Origin of the sequence: Streptomyces clavifer (genome assembly GCF_036345975.1) — a bacterium.
In the GTDB taxonomy this organism is placed as follows: domain Bacteria; phylum Actinomycetota; class Actinomycetes; order Streptomycetales; family Streptomycetaceae; genus Streptomyces; species Streptomyces clavifer.
The window spans coordinates 6,562,821-6,580,879 of record NZ_CP107793.1; the positions used below are offsets into that span (position 1 = coordinate 6,562,821).

Annotated in this window: 14 protein-coding genes; 11 read left to right on the forward strand and 3 right to left on the reverse strand. The window is 70.8% G+C overall.

Annotated features, from left to right (window positions below; all coding sequences use genetic code 11):
• The first annotated feature begins 121 nt into the window (after positions 1 to 121).
• The 9 genes from OG927_RS28505 to OG927_RS28545 all read left to right on the forward strand — a co-directional run bounded on the left by OG927_RS28505 (position 122) and on the right by OG927_RS28545 (position 11,121).
• Positions 122 to 928 carry an ABC transporter substrate-binding protein gene (locus OG927_RS28505; protein ID WP_371613110.1) on the forward strand — a complete coding sequence of 269 codons (807 nt, stop codon included), beginning with the start codon at positions 122 to 124 and terminating at the stop codon, positions 926 to 928.
• A 13-nt stretch (positions 929 to 941) separates the two neighbouring features.
• Positions 942 to 1,727, forward strand: coding sequence for an amino acid ABC transporter permease (locus OG927_RS28510; RefSeq protein WP_056792355.1), 786 nt, complete (start codon positions 942 to 944; stop codon positions 1,725 to 1,727).
• Complete coding sequence (locus OG927_RS28515; protein WP_274922810.1) at positions 1,724 to 2,575, forward strand: amino acid ABC transporter ATP-binding protein; 852 nt, start codon at positions 1,724 to 1,726, stop codon at positions 2,573 to 2,575. Before OG927_RS28510 ends, OG927_RS28515 begins: the two co-directional genes overlap by 4 nt.
• Before the next feature lie 744 nt (positions 2,576 to 3,319).
• Positions 3,320 to 4,852: an aldehyde dehydrogenase family protein gene (locus OG927_RS28520; RefSeq protein ID WP_056792356.1), complete on the forward strand. Its 1,533-nt coding sequence runs from the start codon at positions 3,320 to 3,322 to the stop codon at positions 4,850 to 4,852.
• Between the two features lie 79 nt (positions 4,853 to 4,931).
• The gene (locus tag OG927_RS28525; protein ID WP_209469304.1) at positions 4,932 to 6,503 is read left to right on the forward strand and encodes a GMC family oxidoreductase; all 1,572 of its coding nucleotides are present in this window, start codon (positions 4,932 to 4,934) and stop codon (positions 6,501 to 6,503) included.
• Positions 6,500 to 7,552, forward strand: a complete 1,053-nt coding sequence (locus OG927_RS28530; RefSeq protein ID WP_124280542.1) for a quaternary amine ABC transporter ATP-binding protein — start codon at positions 6,500 to 6,502, stop codon at positions 7,550 to 7,552. The genes OG927_RS28525 and OG927_RS28530 overlap by 4 nt, the downstream gene beginning before the upstream one ends.
• Entirely contained in the window at positions 7,552 to 9,534 is a 1,983-nt protein-coding gene (locus OG927_RS28535; RefSeq protein WP_056792359.1) for an ABC transporter permease, read from the forward strand. Before OG927_RS28530 ends, OG927_RS28535 begins: the two co-directional genes overlap by 1 nt.
• Position 9,535: 1 nt before the next feature.
• Positions 9,536 to 10,519, forward strand: a complete 984-nt coding sequence (locus OG927_RS28540; RefSeq protein WP_209469303.1) for an ABC transporter substrate-binding protein — start codon at positions 9,536 to 9,538, stop codon at positions 10,517 to 10,519.
• Between the two features lie 92 nt (positions 10,520 to 10,611).
• A complete protein-coding gene (locus OG927_RS28545; RefSeq protein WP_274922809.1) occupies positions 10,612 to 11,121 on the forward strand; it encodes a hypothetical protein in 510 nt (169 codons plus the stop codon).
• A 99-nt stretch (positions 11,122 to 11,220) separates the two neighbouring features.
• Here OG927_RS28545 and OG927_RS28550 read toward each other — a convergent pair whose 3' ends face one another.
• Positions 11,221 to 12,714: a sensor histidine kinase gene (locus OG927_RS28550; protein WP_330321016.1), complete on the reverse strand. Its 1,494-nt coding sequence runs from the start codon at positions 12,712 to 12,714 to the stop codon at positions 11,221 to 11,223.
• Positions 12,701 to 13,381 (reverse strand): response regulator transcription factor, encoded by a 681-nt coding sequence (locus OG927_RS28555; protein ID WP_330321017.1) that lies wholly within the window; start codon positions 13,379 to 13,381, stop codon positions 12,701 to 12,703. Before OG927_RS28555 ends, OG927_RS28550 begins: the two co-directional genes overlap by 14 nt.
• 125 nt (positions 13,382 to 13,506) lie before the next feature.
• Here OG927_RS28555 and OG927_RS28560 point away from each other — a divergent pair, with 125 nt between their 5' ends.
• A complete protein-coding gene (locus OG927_RS28560) occupies positions 13,507 to 14,991 on the forward strand; it encodes a glycosyltransferase family 39 protein (protein ID WP_330321018.1) in 1,485 nt (494 codons plus the stop codon).
• 211 nt (positions 14,992 to 15,202) lie between these two features.
• Positions 15,203 to 15,961: a hypothetical protein gene (locus OG927_RS28565; RefSeq protein WP_330321019.1), complete on the forward strand. Its 759-nt coding sequence runs from the start codon at positions 15,203 to 15,205 to the stop codon at positions 15,959 to 15,961.
• A 144-nt stretch (positions 15,962 to 16,105) separates the two neighbouring features.
• Here the strand turns inward: OG927_RS28565 and OG927_RS28570 are convergent, their stop codons facing one another.
• Positions 16,106 to 17,998, reverse strand: a complete 1,893-nt coding sequence (locus tag OG927_RS28570; protein WP_124280532.1) for an ABC transporter ATP-binding protein — start codon at positions 17,996 to 17,998, stop codon at positions 16,106 to 16,108.
• Positions 17,999 to 18,059: the final 61 nt, after the last annotated feature.

Consider the following 18,059-nt stretch of genomic DNA (forward strand, 5'->3'; position numbering starts at 1 on the left):
CGTGTCCGCACCGGCCGGGCCGCGAGGAAACCGGCAGGCGACATCGGACGCTTCCGATGGCAAGATCAATCCAACTCACTAGCGAAGTCGGTTCGTTGACCGGCCGAACCCTGGAGACGTCGTGTCCGCTCGCTCCGTACTGCCCGCCATGGCCACCGCCACAGCCACCCTCACCGCCGTTGCCGTGCTGGCGGGCTGCACCAGCACCAAGCCCTCCGCGTCCGGTGGCGGTGAGCTGGAGCTGGTGAAGTCCGGCAAGCTCACCACCTGCACCCACCTGCCGTATGAACCCTTCCAGGTCCGCAAGGGCGACGCCGTCGTCGGCTTCGACGTGGACCTCGTCGACCTGGTCGCCAAGAAGCTCGACGTCACCCAGGAGATCGTGGACACGCCCTTCGAGGGCATCCAGAGCGGCGAGGACCTCAATGCCCGCAAGTGCGATCTGGCGGCGGCGGGCATGACGATCACACCGGTGCGCGCGAAGAACCTGGACTTCTCCGCGGGCTACTTCGATGCCACGCAGGCCATGATCGCCAAGAAGGGTTCCTCCTTCACCTCGCTGGCGAGCCTCGAGGGGAAGAAGCTCGGCGTCCAGCAGGGCACCACGGGGGAGACGTACGCGCAGAAGAACGCCAAGGGCGTGACGACCGTGCAGTTCGAGGACCTGGCCCTGCTGCTCACCGCCGTGAAGACCGGACAGGTCGATGCCGCGGTGAACGACAACGGCGTGCTCTTCGAATACGTGCGGAAGAACCCGGACACCCAGGTCACCGCCGAGTTCGACACGGGGGAGGAGTACGGCATCGGGGTCCGCACCGGGAACGACGCCCTGCGCAAGGAGATCGACGCAGTGATCGCCAGTGCCAAGTCCGACGGCAGTTATGACCGGATCTACAAGAAGTGGTTCCCCGCCGCTCCCAAGAAGTGAGGAACCACCACCGATGTCCATATCCCGTAGACAGCGGACCCGCGCGATCCGGGGCGGTCAGTACGCCGTCCTCGCCGTCGTCCTGCTCGTAGTCGCCCTGGCCGCCGACTGGGGCGAGATCCGACGGGCGTTCTTCGACGTCGAGGTCGCCAAGGCACAGTTCCCCGACATCATCACCACTGCCCTGCTCAACACCGTGGTCTACACCCTGCTCGGCTTCGGCTTCGGGCTGGCCGCGGGGCTTCTGCTCGCCCTGATGAGGCTGTCGCGCGTCCCTCCGTACCGCTGGCTGGCCATCGCGTACATCGAGTTCTTCCGCGGAATTCCCGCACTGCTCGTGTTCATCGCCCTCGGATTCGGCGTACCGCTCGCCTTCCAGGTGGCGCTCAACCAGTACGTGACCGTCATGCTGGCACTCGGTCTCGTCGGCGCCGCCTACATGGCGGAGACGATACGGGCGGGAATCCAGGCGGTCCCCAAGGGGCAGATGGAAGCGGCGCGTTCGCTCGGGATGTCGCAGAGCCGGGCAATGGTCTCCATCATCATCCCGCAGGCTCTGCGCATCGTTCTGCCGCCGCTCACCAACGAACTGATCCTGCTGACCAAGGACTCGTCCCTGGTGTATCTGCTGGGCCTGTCGCTCTCCCAGTACGAGCTCGCCAAGTTCGGCCGGGACGCCCTGAACCAGAATCGCAGTCTGACGCCGATCCTCATCGCGGGCCTGTGCTATCTGATCATCACTCTGCCGCTCGGCCACCTGGTCAGGCGGCTCGAAGCGCGTACGGCGAAGGCGAGGTGACCGCGGTGAAGGCGGTTTCGGCGGCAGGCGACGCGGAGGCGGTGAGCGGGCCGGCGATCGACGTGCGGGGCCTGCGCAAGTCGTTCGGCACGCTGGAGGTGCTCGCGGGCATCGACTTCTCGGTCGCCCGGGGCGAGGTGGTCTGTGTCATCGGCCCCTCCGGTTCGGGCAAGTCCACGCTGCTGCGTTGCGTGAACCTGTTGGAGGAGCCCACGTCGGGGACGGTCACGGTGGCCGGAACCGAAGTCACCGACCCGGACGTGGACATCGACAAGGTGCGTCGGCGGATCGGCATGGTCTTCCAGTCGTTCAACCTGTTCCCGCACCTCACGGTGCTGGAGAACCTGACGCTTCCCCAGCGCCGCGTGCTCGGCCGCGACAGGGCGGAGGCGGCGGGGATCGCTCGCGAACGGCTGGCCCGGGTCGGCCTGACCGACAAGGAGTCCGCCTACCCGGCGCAGTTGTCGGGCGGCCAGCAGCAGCGCGTCGCCATCGCGCGGGCTCTGGCCATGGATCCGGAACTGATGCTCTTCGACGAGCCCACTTCCGCGCTCGACCCGGAACTGGTGGGGGACGTCCTGGCCGTGATGCGCTCACTGGCCGACGAGGGGATGACGATGCTCGTCGTCACCCACGAGATGAGTTTCGCCAGGGAGGTCGCGGACCGCGTCGTCTTCATGGACGGCGGAGTCATCGTGGAGGAGGGGGCTCCGGAGCAGGTGATCGGCGCGCCCCGGCATGCCCGGACCCGGTCCTTCCTCGCACGCCTGCTGACCCCGGCCACCGCGGACCTGACGGAGGCGGCCGAGGCCGCCGACGGGGCGGGGAAGCGTTCGGGCCCGGTGTAGCCGTGCTCCGGGCGCCCGCAGCGGGCCAGGCGCGACGTCGTCGCCTGGCCCGCTCCGGGCGCCCGTGCCGGTACGCGCGGCCGGGCCGGCCGGCCATCGGGCGAGCGGGTGCGCCGGTCGGCGCCTCGCGGCCCGCGGCTCGGCGGCGAAGGTGTTTCGCGGCTCGGCGGGCACGACCGGGTCCTGCGAGCCGACCCCGCGCACCCAGGGCAACGGATGTACACAGCCCTGCCCCGGCCTGCCCGCAGCCGGTATGCCGCGCGTCCGGCCACCCGGCGTGTGACGGCGTCGCGCCCGGGTTCCAGCACGATGGCGCCGCCGGGTGACGCAACCGACAGCGGCGATCCGGGGGCGATCCGGTGGGGGCCGGATCAGCCCGGTCCATCGACCGGCGCGGCCCACGAGAGCGGGATACGCAGGCGTTGCGTACTGCTCGCGTGCCGGAGTGCGCCGACGCGTGCCGACTGTGCCGAAGCGTGACACGAATCCGTCGGGGCACCCCACCGGTCACGGGCCGACCCTGCCACCCCCGTGCCCTCGCCGTGGGCAGCCTCTCGGGCGCCGGGTGCCGGGCAGCCTCTCGGGTGCCGTGAGTGAGCCGCGTCACCCAGAGCGAGTATCCAGGCATACATCCGACCGGAACGGAGAGGGTCCCAGACTGCTGGTGCCGAATCCCGGTCCACCGGCGTGTGTGCTCGGCCGGACCGGTGCGGAGCAATTCAGGCACGGAAGGCAGATCACTACATGTCGGCTCACCTCTCGTCGGCTCATGCCGCGACGGCGCTGGAGACCATCCACATCGACGGGACCTGGCACGCCGCCGCGTCGGGTGCGACGCGCGAGATCCTCGACCCCGCCGACGCGACCGTCCTGGCCCTCGTCGCCGAGGGCGGGCTCGACGACACCGACGCGGCCGTCGCCGCCGCACGCCGTGCCTTCGACGACGGACCCTGGCCGCACCGGCCCGTCGCCGAACGCGCCGGGCTTCTGCGCCGGGTCGCCGAGCTCCTCCAGCGGGACCGCGAGGAGATCGCGATCACCGAGAGCCGCGACACCGGCAAGACCCTGGAGGAGGGGCGTGTCGACGTCGACGACGTGACCAACGCCTTCCGCTACTTCGCCGACCTCGTCATGAACGAGAGCGGCGGCAGGGTCGTCGACGCGGGCGACCCCGATGTGCACAGCATCGTCGTGCACGAGCCGGTCGGTGTCTGCGCCCTGATTGCGCCGTGGAACTACCCCCTGCTCCAGGCGAGTTGGAAGATCGCCCCGGCGCTCGCCGCAGGTAACACCTTCGTGCTCAAGCCCAGCGAGGTCACCCCGCTCTCCACCGTCCACCTGATCCGGCTGCTCGCCGAGGCAGGCCTGCCCGATGGAGCCGCCAACCTCGTCACCGGCGCGGGCGACCCCGTCGGCGCCCGGCTCTCCGAGCATCCGGACGTGGACCTGGTCTCCTTCACCGGCGGCCTCGCCAGTGGGACGAAGGTCGCGCAGGCGGCCGCACCCACGGTCAAGAAGGTCGCGCTGGAGCTCGGCGGCAAGAACCCCAACGTCGTGTTCGCCGACGCCTGCGCCACCGACGAGGACTTCGACACGGCCGTCGACCAGGCACTGAACGCCGCGTTCTTCCACAGCGGTCAGGTCTGCTCCGCAGGGGCCCGGCTCATCATCGAGGAATCGGTCTCCGCACGCTTCGTCACCGAGCTCGCGCGCCGCGCCGACGCGATCCGGCTCGGCCGGGGCACCGTCGACGGCATCGAATGCGGCCCCCTCGTCTCCGCCCAGCAGCTCGCGAAGGTCGAGGCGTACGTCGCCTCCGCCCGCGAGGAGGGCGCGGTCGTCCGCTCCGGCGGCGCCCGCCCCGAGCCCTCGGACGTACGGCCCGCGAGCGGCTACTTCTACCGGCCGACCGTCCTGGACGGCTGCCACCGCGAGATGCGGGTGGTCCGTGAGGAGACCTTCGGACCGATCCTCACCGTAGAGACCTTCCGTACCGAGGAAGAGGCCGTCACGCTGGCCAATGACACGGACTACGGTCTCGCGGGCGCCGTCTGGACCACCGACGCCGGCCGTGCGCGGCGCGTCGCGGGCCGGCTGCGCCACGGCACCGTCTGGATCAACGACTACCACCCGTACCTCCCGCAGGCCGAGTGGGGAGGCTTCGGCAAGTCCGGTACGGGCCGCGAGCTCGGGCCCACCGGACTGGCGGAGTACCGCGAGGCCAAGCACATCTACCAGAACCTCAACCCGCGCCCCCAGCGCTGGTTCGCAGGCTGACCGCGTCACCCCCACCGGACGCCCCCGCTGTTCGCAGCAGCACGCACACGCAAGCACCTTGCAGAAGGAGCAGTGACCGATGCCTCCGTCCCCCCGCTCAGCACGCCCCGAACCTGCCGACTACGTGATCGTCGGAGGCGGTACCGCCGGTTCGGTCATCGCCTCCCGCCTAGCCGAGGACCCCGACGTCACCGTCACCGTCATCGAGGGCGGCCCCACCGACATCGACCGGGACGACGTGCTCACCCTGCGCCGCTGGCTCGGACTGCTCGGCGGCGACCTCGACTACGACTACCCCACGACCGAGCAGCCGCGCGGCAACTCCCACATCCGGCACAGCCGTGCCCGGGTCCTCGGCGGCTGCTCCTCGCACAACACACTGATCAGCTTCAAGCCGCTGCCCGGTGACTGGGACGAGTGGGCCGAGGCCGGCGCCGCCGGCTGGGACGCGGCCTCCATGGACCCGTACTTCGCCCGGCTGCGCAACAACATCGTGCCCGTCGACGAGAAGGACCGGAACGCCATCGCCCGCGACTTCGTCGACGCGGCACAGGCGGCGGCAGCGGTGCCGCGCGTCGACGGTTTCAACCGGAAGCCCTTTCACGAAGGGGCCGGCTTCTTCGACCTGGCCTACCACCCGGAGAACAACAAGCGCTCCTCCGCGTCGGTCGCCTACCTCCACCCGCACATCGAGTCCGGGGACCGCCCCAACCTGTCGATCCTGCTGGAGACCTGGGCGTACAAGCTGGAGTTCGAAGGCAAGCGGGTCACCGGTGTGCACGTCCGCACCGCGGACGGCGAGGAACTGCTGCTGCGTGCCACCCGCGAGGTCATCGTCTGTGCGGGAGCGGTGGACACCCCCCGGCTGCTCATGCACTCCGGAATCGGTCCGGCGAAGGACCTGGCGGCCCTGGGCATCCCCGTCGTCCACGACCTGCCCGGCGTCGGCGAGAACCTCCTCGACCACCCCGAGTCGGTCATCGTCTGGGAGACCGACGGCCCCATCCCGGAGAACTCCGCCATGGACTCCGACGCGGGCCTCTTCGTGCGGCGGGACCCCGAATCCCGGGGCCCCGACCTGATGTTCCACTTCTACCAGATCCCCTTCACCGACAACCCCGAGCGCCTCGGCTACGAGAAGCCCGAGCACGGCGTGTCGATGACCCCGAACATCCCCAAGCCGCGCAGCCGCGGCCGGCTCCACCTCACCAGCGCCGACCCCGGGGTCAAGCCCGCCCTGGACTTCCGCTACTTCACCGACGAGGACGACTACGACGGCCGCACCCTCGTCGACGGCATCAAGCTCGCACGCGAGATAGCGAAGACCGAACCGCTCGCCCACTGGCTCAAGCGCGAGGTCTGCCCCGGCCCCGACATCACCTCCGACGAGGACCTCAGCGAGTACGCCCGCAAGGTCGCGCACACCGTCTACCACCCGGCCGGCACCTGCCGGATCGGCGCGCCCGGCGATCCGGCGGCCGTCGTCGACCCGCAGCTCCGCGTCCAGGGCCTGGACGGCGTACGCATCGCCGACGCCTCCGTCTTCCCGACCATGCCCGCCGTCAACCCCATGATCGGTGTCCTGATGGTGGGCGAGAAGTGCGCCGAGCTGCTCCAAGCGACCCCGACCGCCGGAGGCGACGTCCGATGAGTGAACCCACCACACCCGTCTTCTCCGTCCGCGATCTCTGGAAGGTGTTCGGCCCCGGGGCCGACCGTATCCCCGGCAGTGAACACGCCGCCCTGCCCTCCACCGAACTGCGCGAGCGCACCGGTTGCACCGCCGCCGTACGCAACGTCTCCTTCGACGTCGACAAGGGCGAAGTCTTCGTTGTCATGGGCCTGTCGGGCTCCGGCAAGTCCACCCTCGTGCGCTGTCTGACCCGGCTCATCGAGCCCACCAGCGGCACCCTGGCCATCGACGGCGAGGACGTCCTGGCCATGGACCGCACACGGCTGCGCGAACTGCGCCGCCACCGGGCCGCGATGGTCTTCCAGCACTTCGGACTGCTGCCGCACCGCACCGTCCTGGACAACGTCGCCTACGGTCTGGAGATCCAGGGCCTCGGCAAGGCGGAACGCCGTGCACGGGCCGCCGAACTGGTCGAGAAGGTGGGCCTCGGAGGCCTCGAGGACCGCCGCCCCGCCCAGCTCTCCGGCGGCCAGCAGCAGCGCGTCGGGCTTGCCCGCGCGCTCGCCGTCGACCCGTCCGTCCTCCTCTTCGACGAACCGTTCAGCGCGCTCGACCCGCTGATCCGGCGCGAGATGCAGGACGAGGTCGTCCGGCTGCACCGGGAGGAGGGCCGGACCATGGTCTTCATCACCCACGACCTGAGCGAGGCACTGCGCCTGGGCACCCGCATCGCCCTGATGCGCGACGGCGAGATCGTGCAGCTCGGCACACCCGAGGAGATCGTCGGATCGCCCGCCGACGACTACGTACGCGCATTCGTCCGGGACGTTCCCCGGGAACAGGTCCTCACCGTCGCCACCGCCATGCGCCCCCCGTCCGCAGGCGAGGGCGATCACGGCCCGGCCCTGCGCCCCGAGGCCACCGTCTCCGAGGCCATCGAGGCCGTCGCCCGCTCCGGCGACCCCGTCGCACGCGTCATGAAGGACGGCCGGCTCGTCGGAGTCGTCGACCACGCGTGCCTGCTCGACGTCGTCGCGGGTACGGGGGCCCAGGCGGTGACCGTCTGATGGCCACCGCCCAAGCCGCCACCGGCCCTGCCGCCGGTCCCGGCACCGCAGGCCCGCTCGCCGCCCTGCGCGGCCGGCCCGCCCTCGGCAAGCTGCTCCTGCTGCTGGTGATCGCCGCCGTCGCCGTACCCGTCGTCCACGCCCGCTGGGGCGGCGGGATCTGGCCCGGCGCCCTGACCGTCGACCTGGGCGGACCGCTCGGCGAGGTCAACGACTGGATCATCGGCAACCGCGACAGCCATCCGCTGTTCCTCCACTTCTTCGGCCACATCAGCAACGCCGTCGTCCTGTCCGTACGCGGCGTCTACCTGGCCCTGCTCGCCCTCGGCTGGGCCGGTGTCACCGCCGTCGCCGCGCTCGTCGCCTGGCGGACCGCCGGAGTGCGCCTGGCACTGACCGCGGGCCTGTCCTTCTTGGCGTGCGGACTCCTCGGCATGTGGGTGCCGACCATGCAGACCCTCGCCCTGATGGTCGTCGCCGTCCTCGTCTCCGTCGTCCTGGGCATGCTCCTGGGGCTCGCGGCCGGGCTGTCGGACCGCACCTTCCGCCTCCTGCGCCCCGTCCTGGACACCATGCAGGTGCTGCCCGCCTTCGCCTACCTGCTGCCCGTCGTGCTGATCTTCGGCATCGGAGTGCCCGGCGCGGTCCTCGCGACCGTCGTCTACGCGGCACCGCCGATGGCCCGCCTCACCGCACTCGGGCTGCGTGGCGCCGACGCGGGCGTCATGGAGGCCGTGGCTTCGCTCGGCGCCACCGGCAGGCAGCGCCTGCTGACCGCCCGTCTGCCGCTGGCCCGCAAGGAACTGCTGCTCGGCCTCAACCAGACCATCATGATGGCGCTGTCCATGGCCGTCATCGCCTCCGTCATCGGCGCGGGCGGCCTCGGCGACCGCGTCTACCAGGCGCTCTCCTCGGTCGACGTCGGTGCCGCGCTCGCCGCGGGCATCCCCATCGTGCTGCTGGCCGTCGTCCTGGACCGAACGACCGAGGCGGCCGGCCGGAAGCTCGGCACGGAACCCACCGGACCGGCCGCGCTGCGCGGCCGGCGCGGCTGGGGGGCCGTCGCGGTGATCACCGCCGCCGTCGCCGTCCTGGGGCGGTTCACCGGCGGCCGCATCTGGCCCGAGAGCGGCGTCGTGGCCATCGCCGGACCCGTCAACACGGCCAAGGACTGGATGGTCGACCACCTCTACACCGGCATCCCCGTCATCGGCGGAACCGCCGACTGGGCCGCCCACTTCACCAACTGGATCCTCAACCCGCTGCGCAGCGGACTGCAGGGGCTCCCCTGGTGGTCGGTCCTGCTGATCGTCGCCGCACTCGCCTGGACCATCGGCACCTGGCGCACCGCGCTCACCGCCGTGCTGGCCATGGCCGGCATCGGGGTCCTCGGCGTCTGGGAACTGTCGATGGACACCCTCAGCCAGGTCCTCGCGGCCGTCGCGGTCACCCTCGTCCTGGGCTTCGCCATCGCCGTCGGCGCCGCACGCAGCACCCGCCTCGAACGCCTGCTGCGCCCCGTCCTGGACGTCTTCCAGACGATGCCGCAGTTCGTCTACCTCATCCCCGTCGTCGCCCTCTTCGGCGTCGGCCGCGCCCCCGCCGCCGCTGCGGCCGTCGTCTACGCGCTGCCCGCCGTCGTCCGCATCACCACCCAGGGACTGCGGGGCGTGGACCCCGCCGCGATGGAATGCGCCCGCTCGCTCGGCGCCACCCCCGGACAGCAACTGCGCCAGGTCCAGCTCCCGCTGGCCCGACCCGCCCTGCTGCTCGCCGTCAACCAGGGCGTCGTCCTGGTCCTGGCCGTCGTCATCATCGGCGGTCTCGTCGGCTCCGGCGCGCTGGGCTACGAGGTCGTGTTCGGCCTCGCCCAGGGCGACCTCGCCACCGGCCTCGTCGCCGGTGCCGCCATCGTCTGCCTGGGACTGATGCTGGACCGGGTCACCCAGCCCACCACCCGCCGCCAGCGGAAGGAGAGCTGACATGGCTCGCACCCGTACCCGCGCGCACCTGCGCACGACCGCGACCGTGGCCTCGGCCGCCGCCCTGCTGGCCGTCACCGGCTGCGGAGCCGCGGACATGACCAAGCAGGCATCCCCGTTCGCGGCCCCCGCCGACATCAAGACCGTCACGCTCTCCGTGCAGTCCTGGGTCGGCGCCCAGGCCAACGTGGCCGTTGCACAGAAGCTCCTGGAGGACGAACTGGGCTACCGCGTCGACCTCGTCCAGACCGACGAGGTCCCCGCCTGGGACGCCCTCAGCCAGGGCCGGGTGGACGCCATCCTGGAGGACTGGGGCCACCCCGACCAGGAGAAGCTGTACGTCGAGGACAAGAAGACCATCGTCCCCGGCGGCGACCTCGGCGTCACGGGGCACATCGGCTGGTACGTCCCCGCGTACTGGGCGGAGGAGCACCCCGACGTCACCGAGTGGAAGAACCTCGACAAGTACGCCGACGAGCTGCGCACCCCGGAGAGCGGCGACAAGGGCCAGCTGATGGACGGTTCGCCGTCCTACGTCACCAACGACAAGGCACTGGTGAAGAACCTCGGCCTCGACTACAAGGTCGTCTTCGCCGGTTCCGAAGCGGCGCAGATCACCCAGATCCAGCAGTTCGCCAAGGAGAAGAAGCCCTTCCTCAGCTACTGGTACCAGCCGCAGTGGCTGTTCAACGAAGTGCCGATGGTCGAGGTGGAACTCCCGGAGTACTCCGACGCATGCGCCGCGAAGGCCCCGGAGGACATCGACTGCGCCTACCCGACGACCCCGCTCCAGAAGTACCTCAACGCGGACTTCTCGAAGCGCGGCGGGGAGGCGGCCGCCTTCCTGAAGAAGTTCCACTGGTCGGAGAAGGACCAGAACAAGGTCTCGGAAATGATCGCCTCCGAGCGGCTGGCGCCCGGCGAGGCCGCCGAACGCTGGATCGAGGAGAACCCGGCCACATGGAAGAAGTGGCTGGACCGGTGACCTGAACCGGGCACCCCTCGGACAGGGCCTCGGCCGCCACGGCGGCCGAGGCCCTGTCGCATGTGCACGTCTCGCTTCCCGCCATCCGTTCCGTGCAGCTATTCACTCGCGTCGCCGCCTGCACCGAGCGCATGACGCCACTGTTCATGGGCTTGCGAGCGAGCACACCGGGGCGGGAATCCGACCTGGACTTCTACGCGGAGTCCGTACGCGACCTCTGGTACGCCGACCGGCCGATCGCCGACGCTGCCGAGCGCGTACGCCTGCTGGAGCAGTTCCCGGAGCTTCAGCCGAACGAGGAGGGGATCACCGATGTCGTCGACACCTACGCCTTCTTCGCTGTCCTCACCTTGCGGTATGCCCTGCTGGTTCATGGCTCGGGAAGCGCTGATGACGCGGTGTCCTGCGGCCATGTGGCGCTCACCGCGATGGGGATGCTGGACCAGAACGTGGCGGGGGCCAGCCTTCTCGCCGAGGAACAACGGCTCCAGTCCCACTCGCTGAGCAGTGACGGAGCAGGTCTGTGGGACGCGAGCGTCACGGCAGGACGGGAGAGGTTCCGTGCCGTACTGGGCCGCCTGCCCCGCCAGTCGTGCTTCTGATCCGGCCCCGTCTCCGACCGCGACGCCACCAGCTGACACAAACACCAGGTCAGGCACCCACGTCTCCCACCCAACCAGGCACCACCTCGTAAGAGCGGGTCACGGATCGGGCGGAGCGGGCGCTCGGGGAAGGCGCAGCTGGAAGCACGCCCCGACGCCGGAGGGGACGAGAGCCAGCGTTCCTCGGTGGCGGTGCGCGAGTTCGCGGGCGATGGGGAGGCCGAGGCCGGTGCCCCCGAGGTCGCGGGAGCGGGCGTCGTCGAGCCGGACGAAACGTTCGAAGACGCGCTCGGCGTCCTCGCCGGGTATGCCCGGCCCGTCGTCGTGCACGGACAGGACGACCTGCTCGTCCTGGTTCCGGACGTTGACCTGGACGCGGCTCGTGGCGTGGCGAGCGGCGTTGTCGACGAGGTTGCGCAGCAGTCGCTCGTAGTCGCCCTTGCTGCCGCGCACGTAGGCGGGCGCGGTGGTGTCCGCGGTGAGTGTCATCGGTCGGTCCGGCAGGTCGTACTGCCCGACGAGCAGGGACACGAGGGCGGCCAGGTCCACGGTGCCGCTGCCGGTCGTCGGTGCGTGGGCGTCGAGGCGGGCGAGGAGCAGCAGGTCCTCGGCGAGGCTCCGGAGACGTCCGGTCTGCCGTGCGGCGGTAGCGACCGCACCGGGCCAGTCGGTGCGGTCCGGGTAGGCGAGCGCCACTTCCAGACTGGCCGTCAAGCTTGCCAGAGGGCTGCGCAGTTCGTGTGCGGCGTCCGCGACGAAGCGTCTCTGCCGGGCGGCTGCCTCGTCGAGGCGTTGCAGGGTGGTGTTGATGGTGGAGGCCAGGGCGGCGATCTCGTGCCCCGTGGCGGGCACGGTGACACGCTCTCTCGGGTCGCTCGCGGTGACCGAGGCGGTGGCCGTACGGATCGCCTCCACCGGCCGCAGCGCCACCCGTACGGTGACGTAGGTGACAGCGGAGATCAGCACCAGGCTGACGAGTCCGGCCCGCAGCAGCAGAAGGTAGATGTTGTCGGTGATCGCCTCGGCCGTGTCGGGGAGCACGACCACATGAACCCGCAGTGTGGCGTCCGGGGCGACGCCCAGGGCAGCCGCCTGCTCGGTGCTCAGTTCACCGGCCCAGATGTCGGCGAACAGGACCGGGTAGGTACCGCCGGACAGGTCGAAGCGGCCCGCGGGCCCGTCGCCGCGGCGCTCCGGGATGCGGATGTAGCGTTGCGTGTAGTACCAGCCCGAATCGGTGTCGGTGGGCCCGGAGAGCGGGGGCGGTGCGGGCAGCACATGGGGGGAGCCCGGGGCGAAGACGTCCATGCCTCCGCCGGCGGCGACAGCTGTGCTGCGACCGGTCGCGACGACCTCGTACGGTACGGCGCTTCTGCGGCTGGGAACCACGCCCTCACGCAGTTGGTCGGCGAGAGCGAGGAGAGGGGCCCGGGCCTGTTCCTGGGCGATCCGGGTGCCCTGACGGTAGACGTCGCGGTGCAGCCACCAGCCGATGGCGACCAGGATGACGGCGGCGGTCGAGGCGACGACGAGGGCGGTACGGGCGCGTACGGACCGTGGCCACCCCATGCGTCTCGGCTCAGCCGTGTTCACGGTCGTCCACCAGGCGGTAGCCGATACCTCGCACGGTCTGCACGGACCGCCGGTCGAACGCGGCGTCCACCTTCTTACGCAGAACGCTGACGCGCGCCTCCACCAGATTCGGGTCCAGGGCGTCATCAGGCCACGCGTGATAGAGCAGATCCGCCTTCGAGACCGCCTGGCCCGCCCGGCGGGCCAGCAGCTCCAGCACGGAGAACTCCCTCGGGGTGACCTCCACCCGCACCCCGGCCCGGCGGCAGACCCGGGCGGCGACATCCAGCGACAGGTCACCCACGGCGAGCACGGGCGGGGCCACGGCGGCGGCTCGCCTGACCAGGGCCCGCAGCCGTGCGACCAGCACCAGGTACGAGAAGGGCTTGGCCAGGTAGTCGTCGGCACCCGTGTCCAGAGCCTCCGCCTGGTCCCACTCCCCGTCCTTGGCGGTGAGCACCAGGATCGGGGTCGCGTTGCCCTCGCGGCGCAGTTGGGCGCAGACCTTGTAGCCGTTGAGTCCGGGCAGCATCAAGTCCAGTACGACGACGGCGTATTCACCGGTCCGGGCCATCCACAGCCCTTGTCGGCCGTCATGGGCGAGGTCGACGCTGTAACCCTCGGCGGTCAGACCGGTGTGCAGGGTTCGGGCAAGGTCCGCCTCGTCTTCGACCACCAGGATGCGCATGCCGTGCAGCCTCGCACAGCGCCGGGAGGGTTTCCTGATCGGCCGGTCAGGTCGGGTCAGCAACCGGTCACCAGGGGCCGGGCACGCTGGCGACCTCTCCACGCCGCCGAAAGGTCCCGTCGCCGATGTCCCTCGATGTACGCGCCCCCGCCGCCACCGGGCCGGCTCCGGCCCGGCTGCCCTCCGGCCCGGTCAGGGCCCTGGTCCTCATCGCACCCGCGTCACTGACCGCAGCTCTGGGACTCTGGGGCATCCGCAGGCAGAACACGATGTGGGGCGACGAGGCCGTCACCTACCAACTCGCGCTACGCGAGCCGTCCCAGATATGGGCCACGGTCCAGCAGGTCGACCTGGTCCACGCCCTCTACTACGCTGTGATGCACGTGATCTTCGATCTCTTCGGTCCCGGGCTGCTGTCCTTGCGGCTACCGTCCGTGCTGGCCATGTCCGCCGCAGCGGGCGGGATCGGACTTCTCGGACTGCGCCTGGCGGGACCCCGCGCCGGAGTGCTGGCCGGGCTGGTGTTCGCGCTCCTTCCCCAGGTGCAGAAATACGCGCAGGAAGGCCGCTCCTACGCCATGGTCTGCGCCCTGGTCGCCTGGGCCACCTACGCACTGGTGGCCAACGTCCGACGGCGCGACCGGTGGCGCTGGACGGTGTACGGCCTCACCATGCTCCTGGCCTGCCTGCTCCACGAGTTCGCGGTCCTGGCACTGGCCGCACACGGCGTCACACTGATCGTCTCCGGCACGCCGAAAGGGGTGCTGAGGGCGTGGAGTGTCGCCGCTGCCAGTGTGGTGATCGGGCTGTTGCCGCTCGTAGTCGTCAGTGCGGGACAGTCGGAACAGGTGTCCTGGATCGGCGGACCGGTGCGCCCCTACCACTTGCTGGTCGCGGTGATTGTCGGGGTGGCGTGTGCCCGGGCGCCGCTGCGGAGTGACGGGCCCGTGCGGCTCGCCGCGCTGGCCGTGCCGATTCTCGTACTCCCGGGTGCTCTGCTGCTGACCGCCTCCCTGGTCAAACCGCTGTTCGTCGACCGCTACCTCCTCTTCAGCAACATCGGAGTCGCCCTGCTGGTCGGTGCCTGGCTGGAGTACGTCCACCGGCTGCCGCGATACTCCCGGACCGTCCACATCGCGGCGGTCGCGGCCCTGGTCGCGCTCGTACCGCCGAGCCTCTCGCTCAGAACCCCACAGAGCCGGAGCAATGACGTCACCGCCATCGGCGCCGCTGTGCGGGAAGAAGCCCGCCCCGGTGACGGGCTGGTCTACCTCGCCGGCCGACACAGGATCCTGGCCGCGTCCTACCCCGGGGACTCCCGTCAGCTGACAGATCTCGCCCTGGCACAGGACCCCGTTGAGTCGAACACGCTCGCCGGTGTCGAGCTTCCCGCCCGCGACATCGCGGCGCGCATGATGCAGTTCCATCGGATCATCACGGTCCGCGCGGCGCGCGAAGACTCTCTCTCCGATCCACAGGAGAAGGCGAAAACAGACACCCTGGAGCGTCACTTTCGCGAGTACGCAACAAGGCGGGTGAACGGGGCGCATATCACTGTCTACGTCCGAGACCGCGGCTCATCCCCGGCTGGGTCATGTGTTCCGTGCTGAGCCCCGTGCCGCGTCCCGGGACGCTGTCCTGATCCGGTTCGTGTCCCCGCGAGGTCGCCACCCTCCCGAGGCACGGACCGCCCCCGGGTACCGACCGGGCACGTGACTCCCGCACCGCGCACAGGCGGTGCGGGACCGGTAAGGCCCCTGACGGCGCGACGCTGCTGCGATCATGGTGAGGACTGGAGACGGCGCAGCCGAGGGGGACGGGTTGATCAGCGAGCCTGAGATGGTGGGGGAGTTCGGTTCGGCCGAGGCCGCCGAGGTGATGGGCGACCCGGACCGGGAGCCCGTCGGCCGGCGGAAGCCATGGTTATGGGCTGTCGGCGGGGCGGTCGCGGCGTCGGTCGTCTGGGGGGTGGCCCTGGTCGCCTACGGGATCGGCGACCGGGCACCGGACATGCACGGGTACCAGCTGGATCAGGACCCCTGCACCTCGCTCCGGATGAGATCGATCGGAACGGCCATCGCGCCGAGAGAGGCCACGGGCCCGTCGGAGTCGCAGCTCTCGAAGCATGCGGCCCTCGACCAGGTCCGGTGCTTCGTGCCTCTCCGGTCCCCGGCCGAGGACGAGCGGACCGGGAGTGGCTGGAACGTCGAGTACACCGTCGGGATCACCGTCGAGCTGCACAAGAAGACCGACCCCGGCGCGGAATTCGAGGCGCGGCAGTGGGTGTCCGGCCCCGGCGCCGACCCTGAGGCGAGGCTGGAGACGGTCCCGGACCTCGGCGACGCGGCCTACCTGAGGACCTCGGACCGGGGTCACGCCGAGCTCTGGGTACGTGAAGGCGGCGCGGTCCTGTCCTTGAGCCTCTCCTCGTTCACGCAGTACGTGGATGAGGACCACGGGGGAGGGCCCGACGGCGGCGGGGGCGAGCGCGGGGAAGAGCCGGACACGCCCGACCTGAGCCCCCACCACCCGGCGCTGATCAGCGACATGCGCGATCTGATGTCCCTTCTCAGGCAGTGACTCAGCAGCGCTCGCCACGCTGACGGCTACTCAGTCGATCCGTTGTGAGGCGGCGCGTTCCTGCCGGTCACACGGCTGCTCGCGCCCGTGCCGGCCGCCGGGGCAGCCGGCAGCGGGCACGGGCGGGCGCGCGGGGTGCGGCGGTCAGCCGACGGGGCGGGCCTCCTCCTCCGCGCCGGGCCGCTCGAACTGGGTGCGGTACAGCTCCTCGTACCGTCCCCCGATGCTCAACAGCTCTTCGTGGGTGCCCCGTTCGACGATCCGGCCGTCCTCGACGACCAGGATCAGATCGGCGGCCCGCACCGTCGAGAGCCGGTGCGCGATCACCACGGCCGTACGGCCCTCCAGCGCCTCGGCCAGGGCCTCCTGCACGGCCGCCTCCGACGTGGAGTCCAGGTGCGCGGTCGCCTCGTCCAGGATCACCACCCGCTGACGGGCCAGCAGCAGCCGGGCGATCGTCAGCCGCTGCCGCTCCCCGCCCGAGAGCCGGTAGCCACGCTCGCCGACGACCGTGTCCAGGCCGTCGGGCAGCGAGGCCACGAGCCCGTCCAGACGGGAGCGGCGCAGTGCGTCCCAGATGTCGTCCTCGGCGGCGTCGGGCCGGGCGAGCAGCAGGTTGGCGCGGACCGATTCGTGGAAGAGGTGCCCGTCCTGGGTGACCATGCCCAGCGTCTCCCGGATCGAGTCCGCCGTCAGATCCCGTACGTCGACACCGTTCAGCCGCACGGTGCCCGCGTCGGTGTCGTACAGCCGGGGCAGCAGCTGCGCGATCGTCGACTTCCCGGCGCCGGACGAACCCACGAGCGCGATCATCCGGCCCGGTGCGGCGGTGAAGGACACGTCGTGCAGGACCCGGGTACCGCCCCGCGAGTCGAGCGTCGCGACCTCCTCCAGCGAGGCGAGGGAGACCTTGTCGGCGGACGGATAGCCGAAGGACACCCCGTCGAACTCGACGGACACCGGGCCGTCCGGCACCCGGCGGGCATCCGGCTTCTCGGCGATCAGAGGCTTCAGGTCGAGGATCTCGAAGACGCGCTCGAAGCTGACCATCGCGCTCATCACCTCGACCCGGGCGCCGGCCAGCGCGGTCAGGGGCGCGTACAGCCGGGTGAGGAGCAGGGCGAGGGCGACCACCGCTCCGGGCTCCAGGCTGCCGCGCAGCGCGTAGTAGCCGCCCAGGCCGTAGACGAGGGCGAGGGCCAGCGCGGACACCAGGGTGAGGGCCGTGATGAAGGTGGACTGCAGCATCGCCGTCCGGATGCCGATGTCACGGACCCGGCCCGCGCGGGCGGCGAACGCGGCGGACTCGTCGGAGGGACGCCCGAAGAGCTTGATGAGGGTCGCCCCCGGTGCCGAGAAGCGCTCCGTCATCTGCGTGCCCATCGTCGCGTTGTGACCCGCGGCCTCCCGCTGGAGCGACGCCATGCGGGAGCCCATCCGGCGTGCGGGTACGACGAACACCGGCAGCAGGACCAGGGCGAGCAGAGTGATCTGCCACGAGATGGTCAGCATCACGGCAAGGGTCAGCAGCAGGGTGACGAGGTTGGAGACGACACCCGAGAGCGTGTTGCTGAACGCCCGTTGGGCGCCGATCACGTCATTGTTGAGCCGGCTGACCAGGGCGCCGGTACGGGTCCGGGTGAAGAAGGCGACCGGCATCCGCTGCACATGGTCGAAGACAGCGGTGCGCAGGTCGAGGATCAGCCCCTCGCCGAGCGTGGCCGAGAGCCACCGGGTGAGCAGCCCCAACCCCGCCTCGCAGACGGCGATGAGGGCGATGAGCAGGGCGAGCCGGGTGACGGTCCCGGTCCCGTCGCCCCGCACGATCGCGTCGACGACGCCGCCCGCGAGCACCGGTGTGGCCACCGCGAGCAGCGCGGTGACCACACTCAGCAGCAGGAAGCGGCCGATCCGCCCCCGGTGCGGGCGGGCGAACGCCGCGATGCGGCGCAGCGTGGCCCGGGTGAAGGGCCTGCGGTCCTTCTGCGCGTTCATCGCACTGTGGAGCGATGTCCACGCGGTGACTTCCATGTCCATGCGAGTGCCTCCGGAGTCGGGTCCGTACGCATGGAACGCTAAGACCTCAAGGAAGCTTGAG

What these genes read in the sequence shown, in the direction of transcription:
- OG927_RS28510 (WP_056792355.1), top strand. Translation starts at nt 942, where the DNA reads ATGTCCATATCCCGTAGACAGCGGACCCGCGCGATCCGGGGCGGTCAG.
- OG927_RS28520 (WP_056792356.1), top strand. Translation starts at nt 3,320, where the DNA reads ATGTCGGCTCACCTCTCGTCGGCTCATGCCGCGACGGCGCTGGAGACC.
- OG927_RS28525 (WP_209469304.1), top strand. Translation starts at nt 4,932, where the DNA reads ATGCCTCCGTCCCCCCGCTCAGCACGCCCCGAACCTGCCGACTACGTG.
- OG927_RS28530 (WP_124280542.1), top strand. Translation starts at nt 6,500, where the DNA reads ATGAGTGAACCCACCACACCCGTCTTCTCCGTCCGCGATCTCTGGAAG.
- OG927_RS28535 (WP_056792359.1), top strand. Translation starts at nt 7,552, where the DNA reads ATGGCCACCGCCCAAGCCGCCACCGGCCCTGCCGCCGGTCCCGGCACC.
- OG927_RS28540 (WP_209469303.1), top strand. Translation starts at nt 9,536, where the DNA reads ATGGCTCGCACCCGTACCCGCGCGCACCTGCGCACGACCGCGACCGTG.
- OG927_RS28555 (WP_330321017.1), bottom strand. Translation starts at nt 13,381, where the DNA reads ATGCGCATCCTGGTGGTCGAAGACGAGGCGGACCTTGCCCGAACCCTG.
- OG927_RS28560 (WP_330321018.1), top strand. Translation starts at nt 13,507, where the DNA reads ATGTCCCTCGATGTACGCGCCCCCGCCGCCACCGGGCCGGCTCCGGCC.
- OG927_RS28570 (WP_124280532.1), bottom strand. Translation starts at nt 17,998, where the DNA reads ATGGACATGGAAGTCACCGCGTGGACATCGCTCCACAGTGCGATGAAC.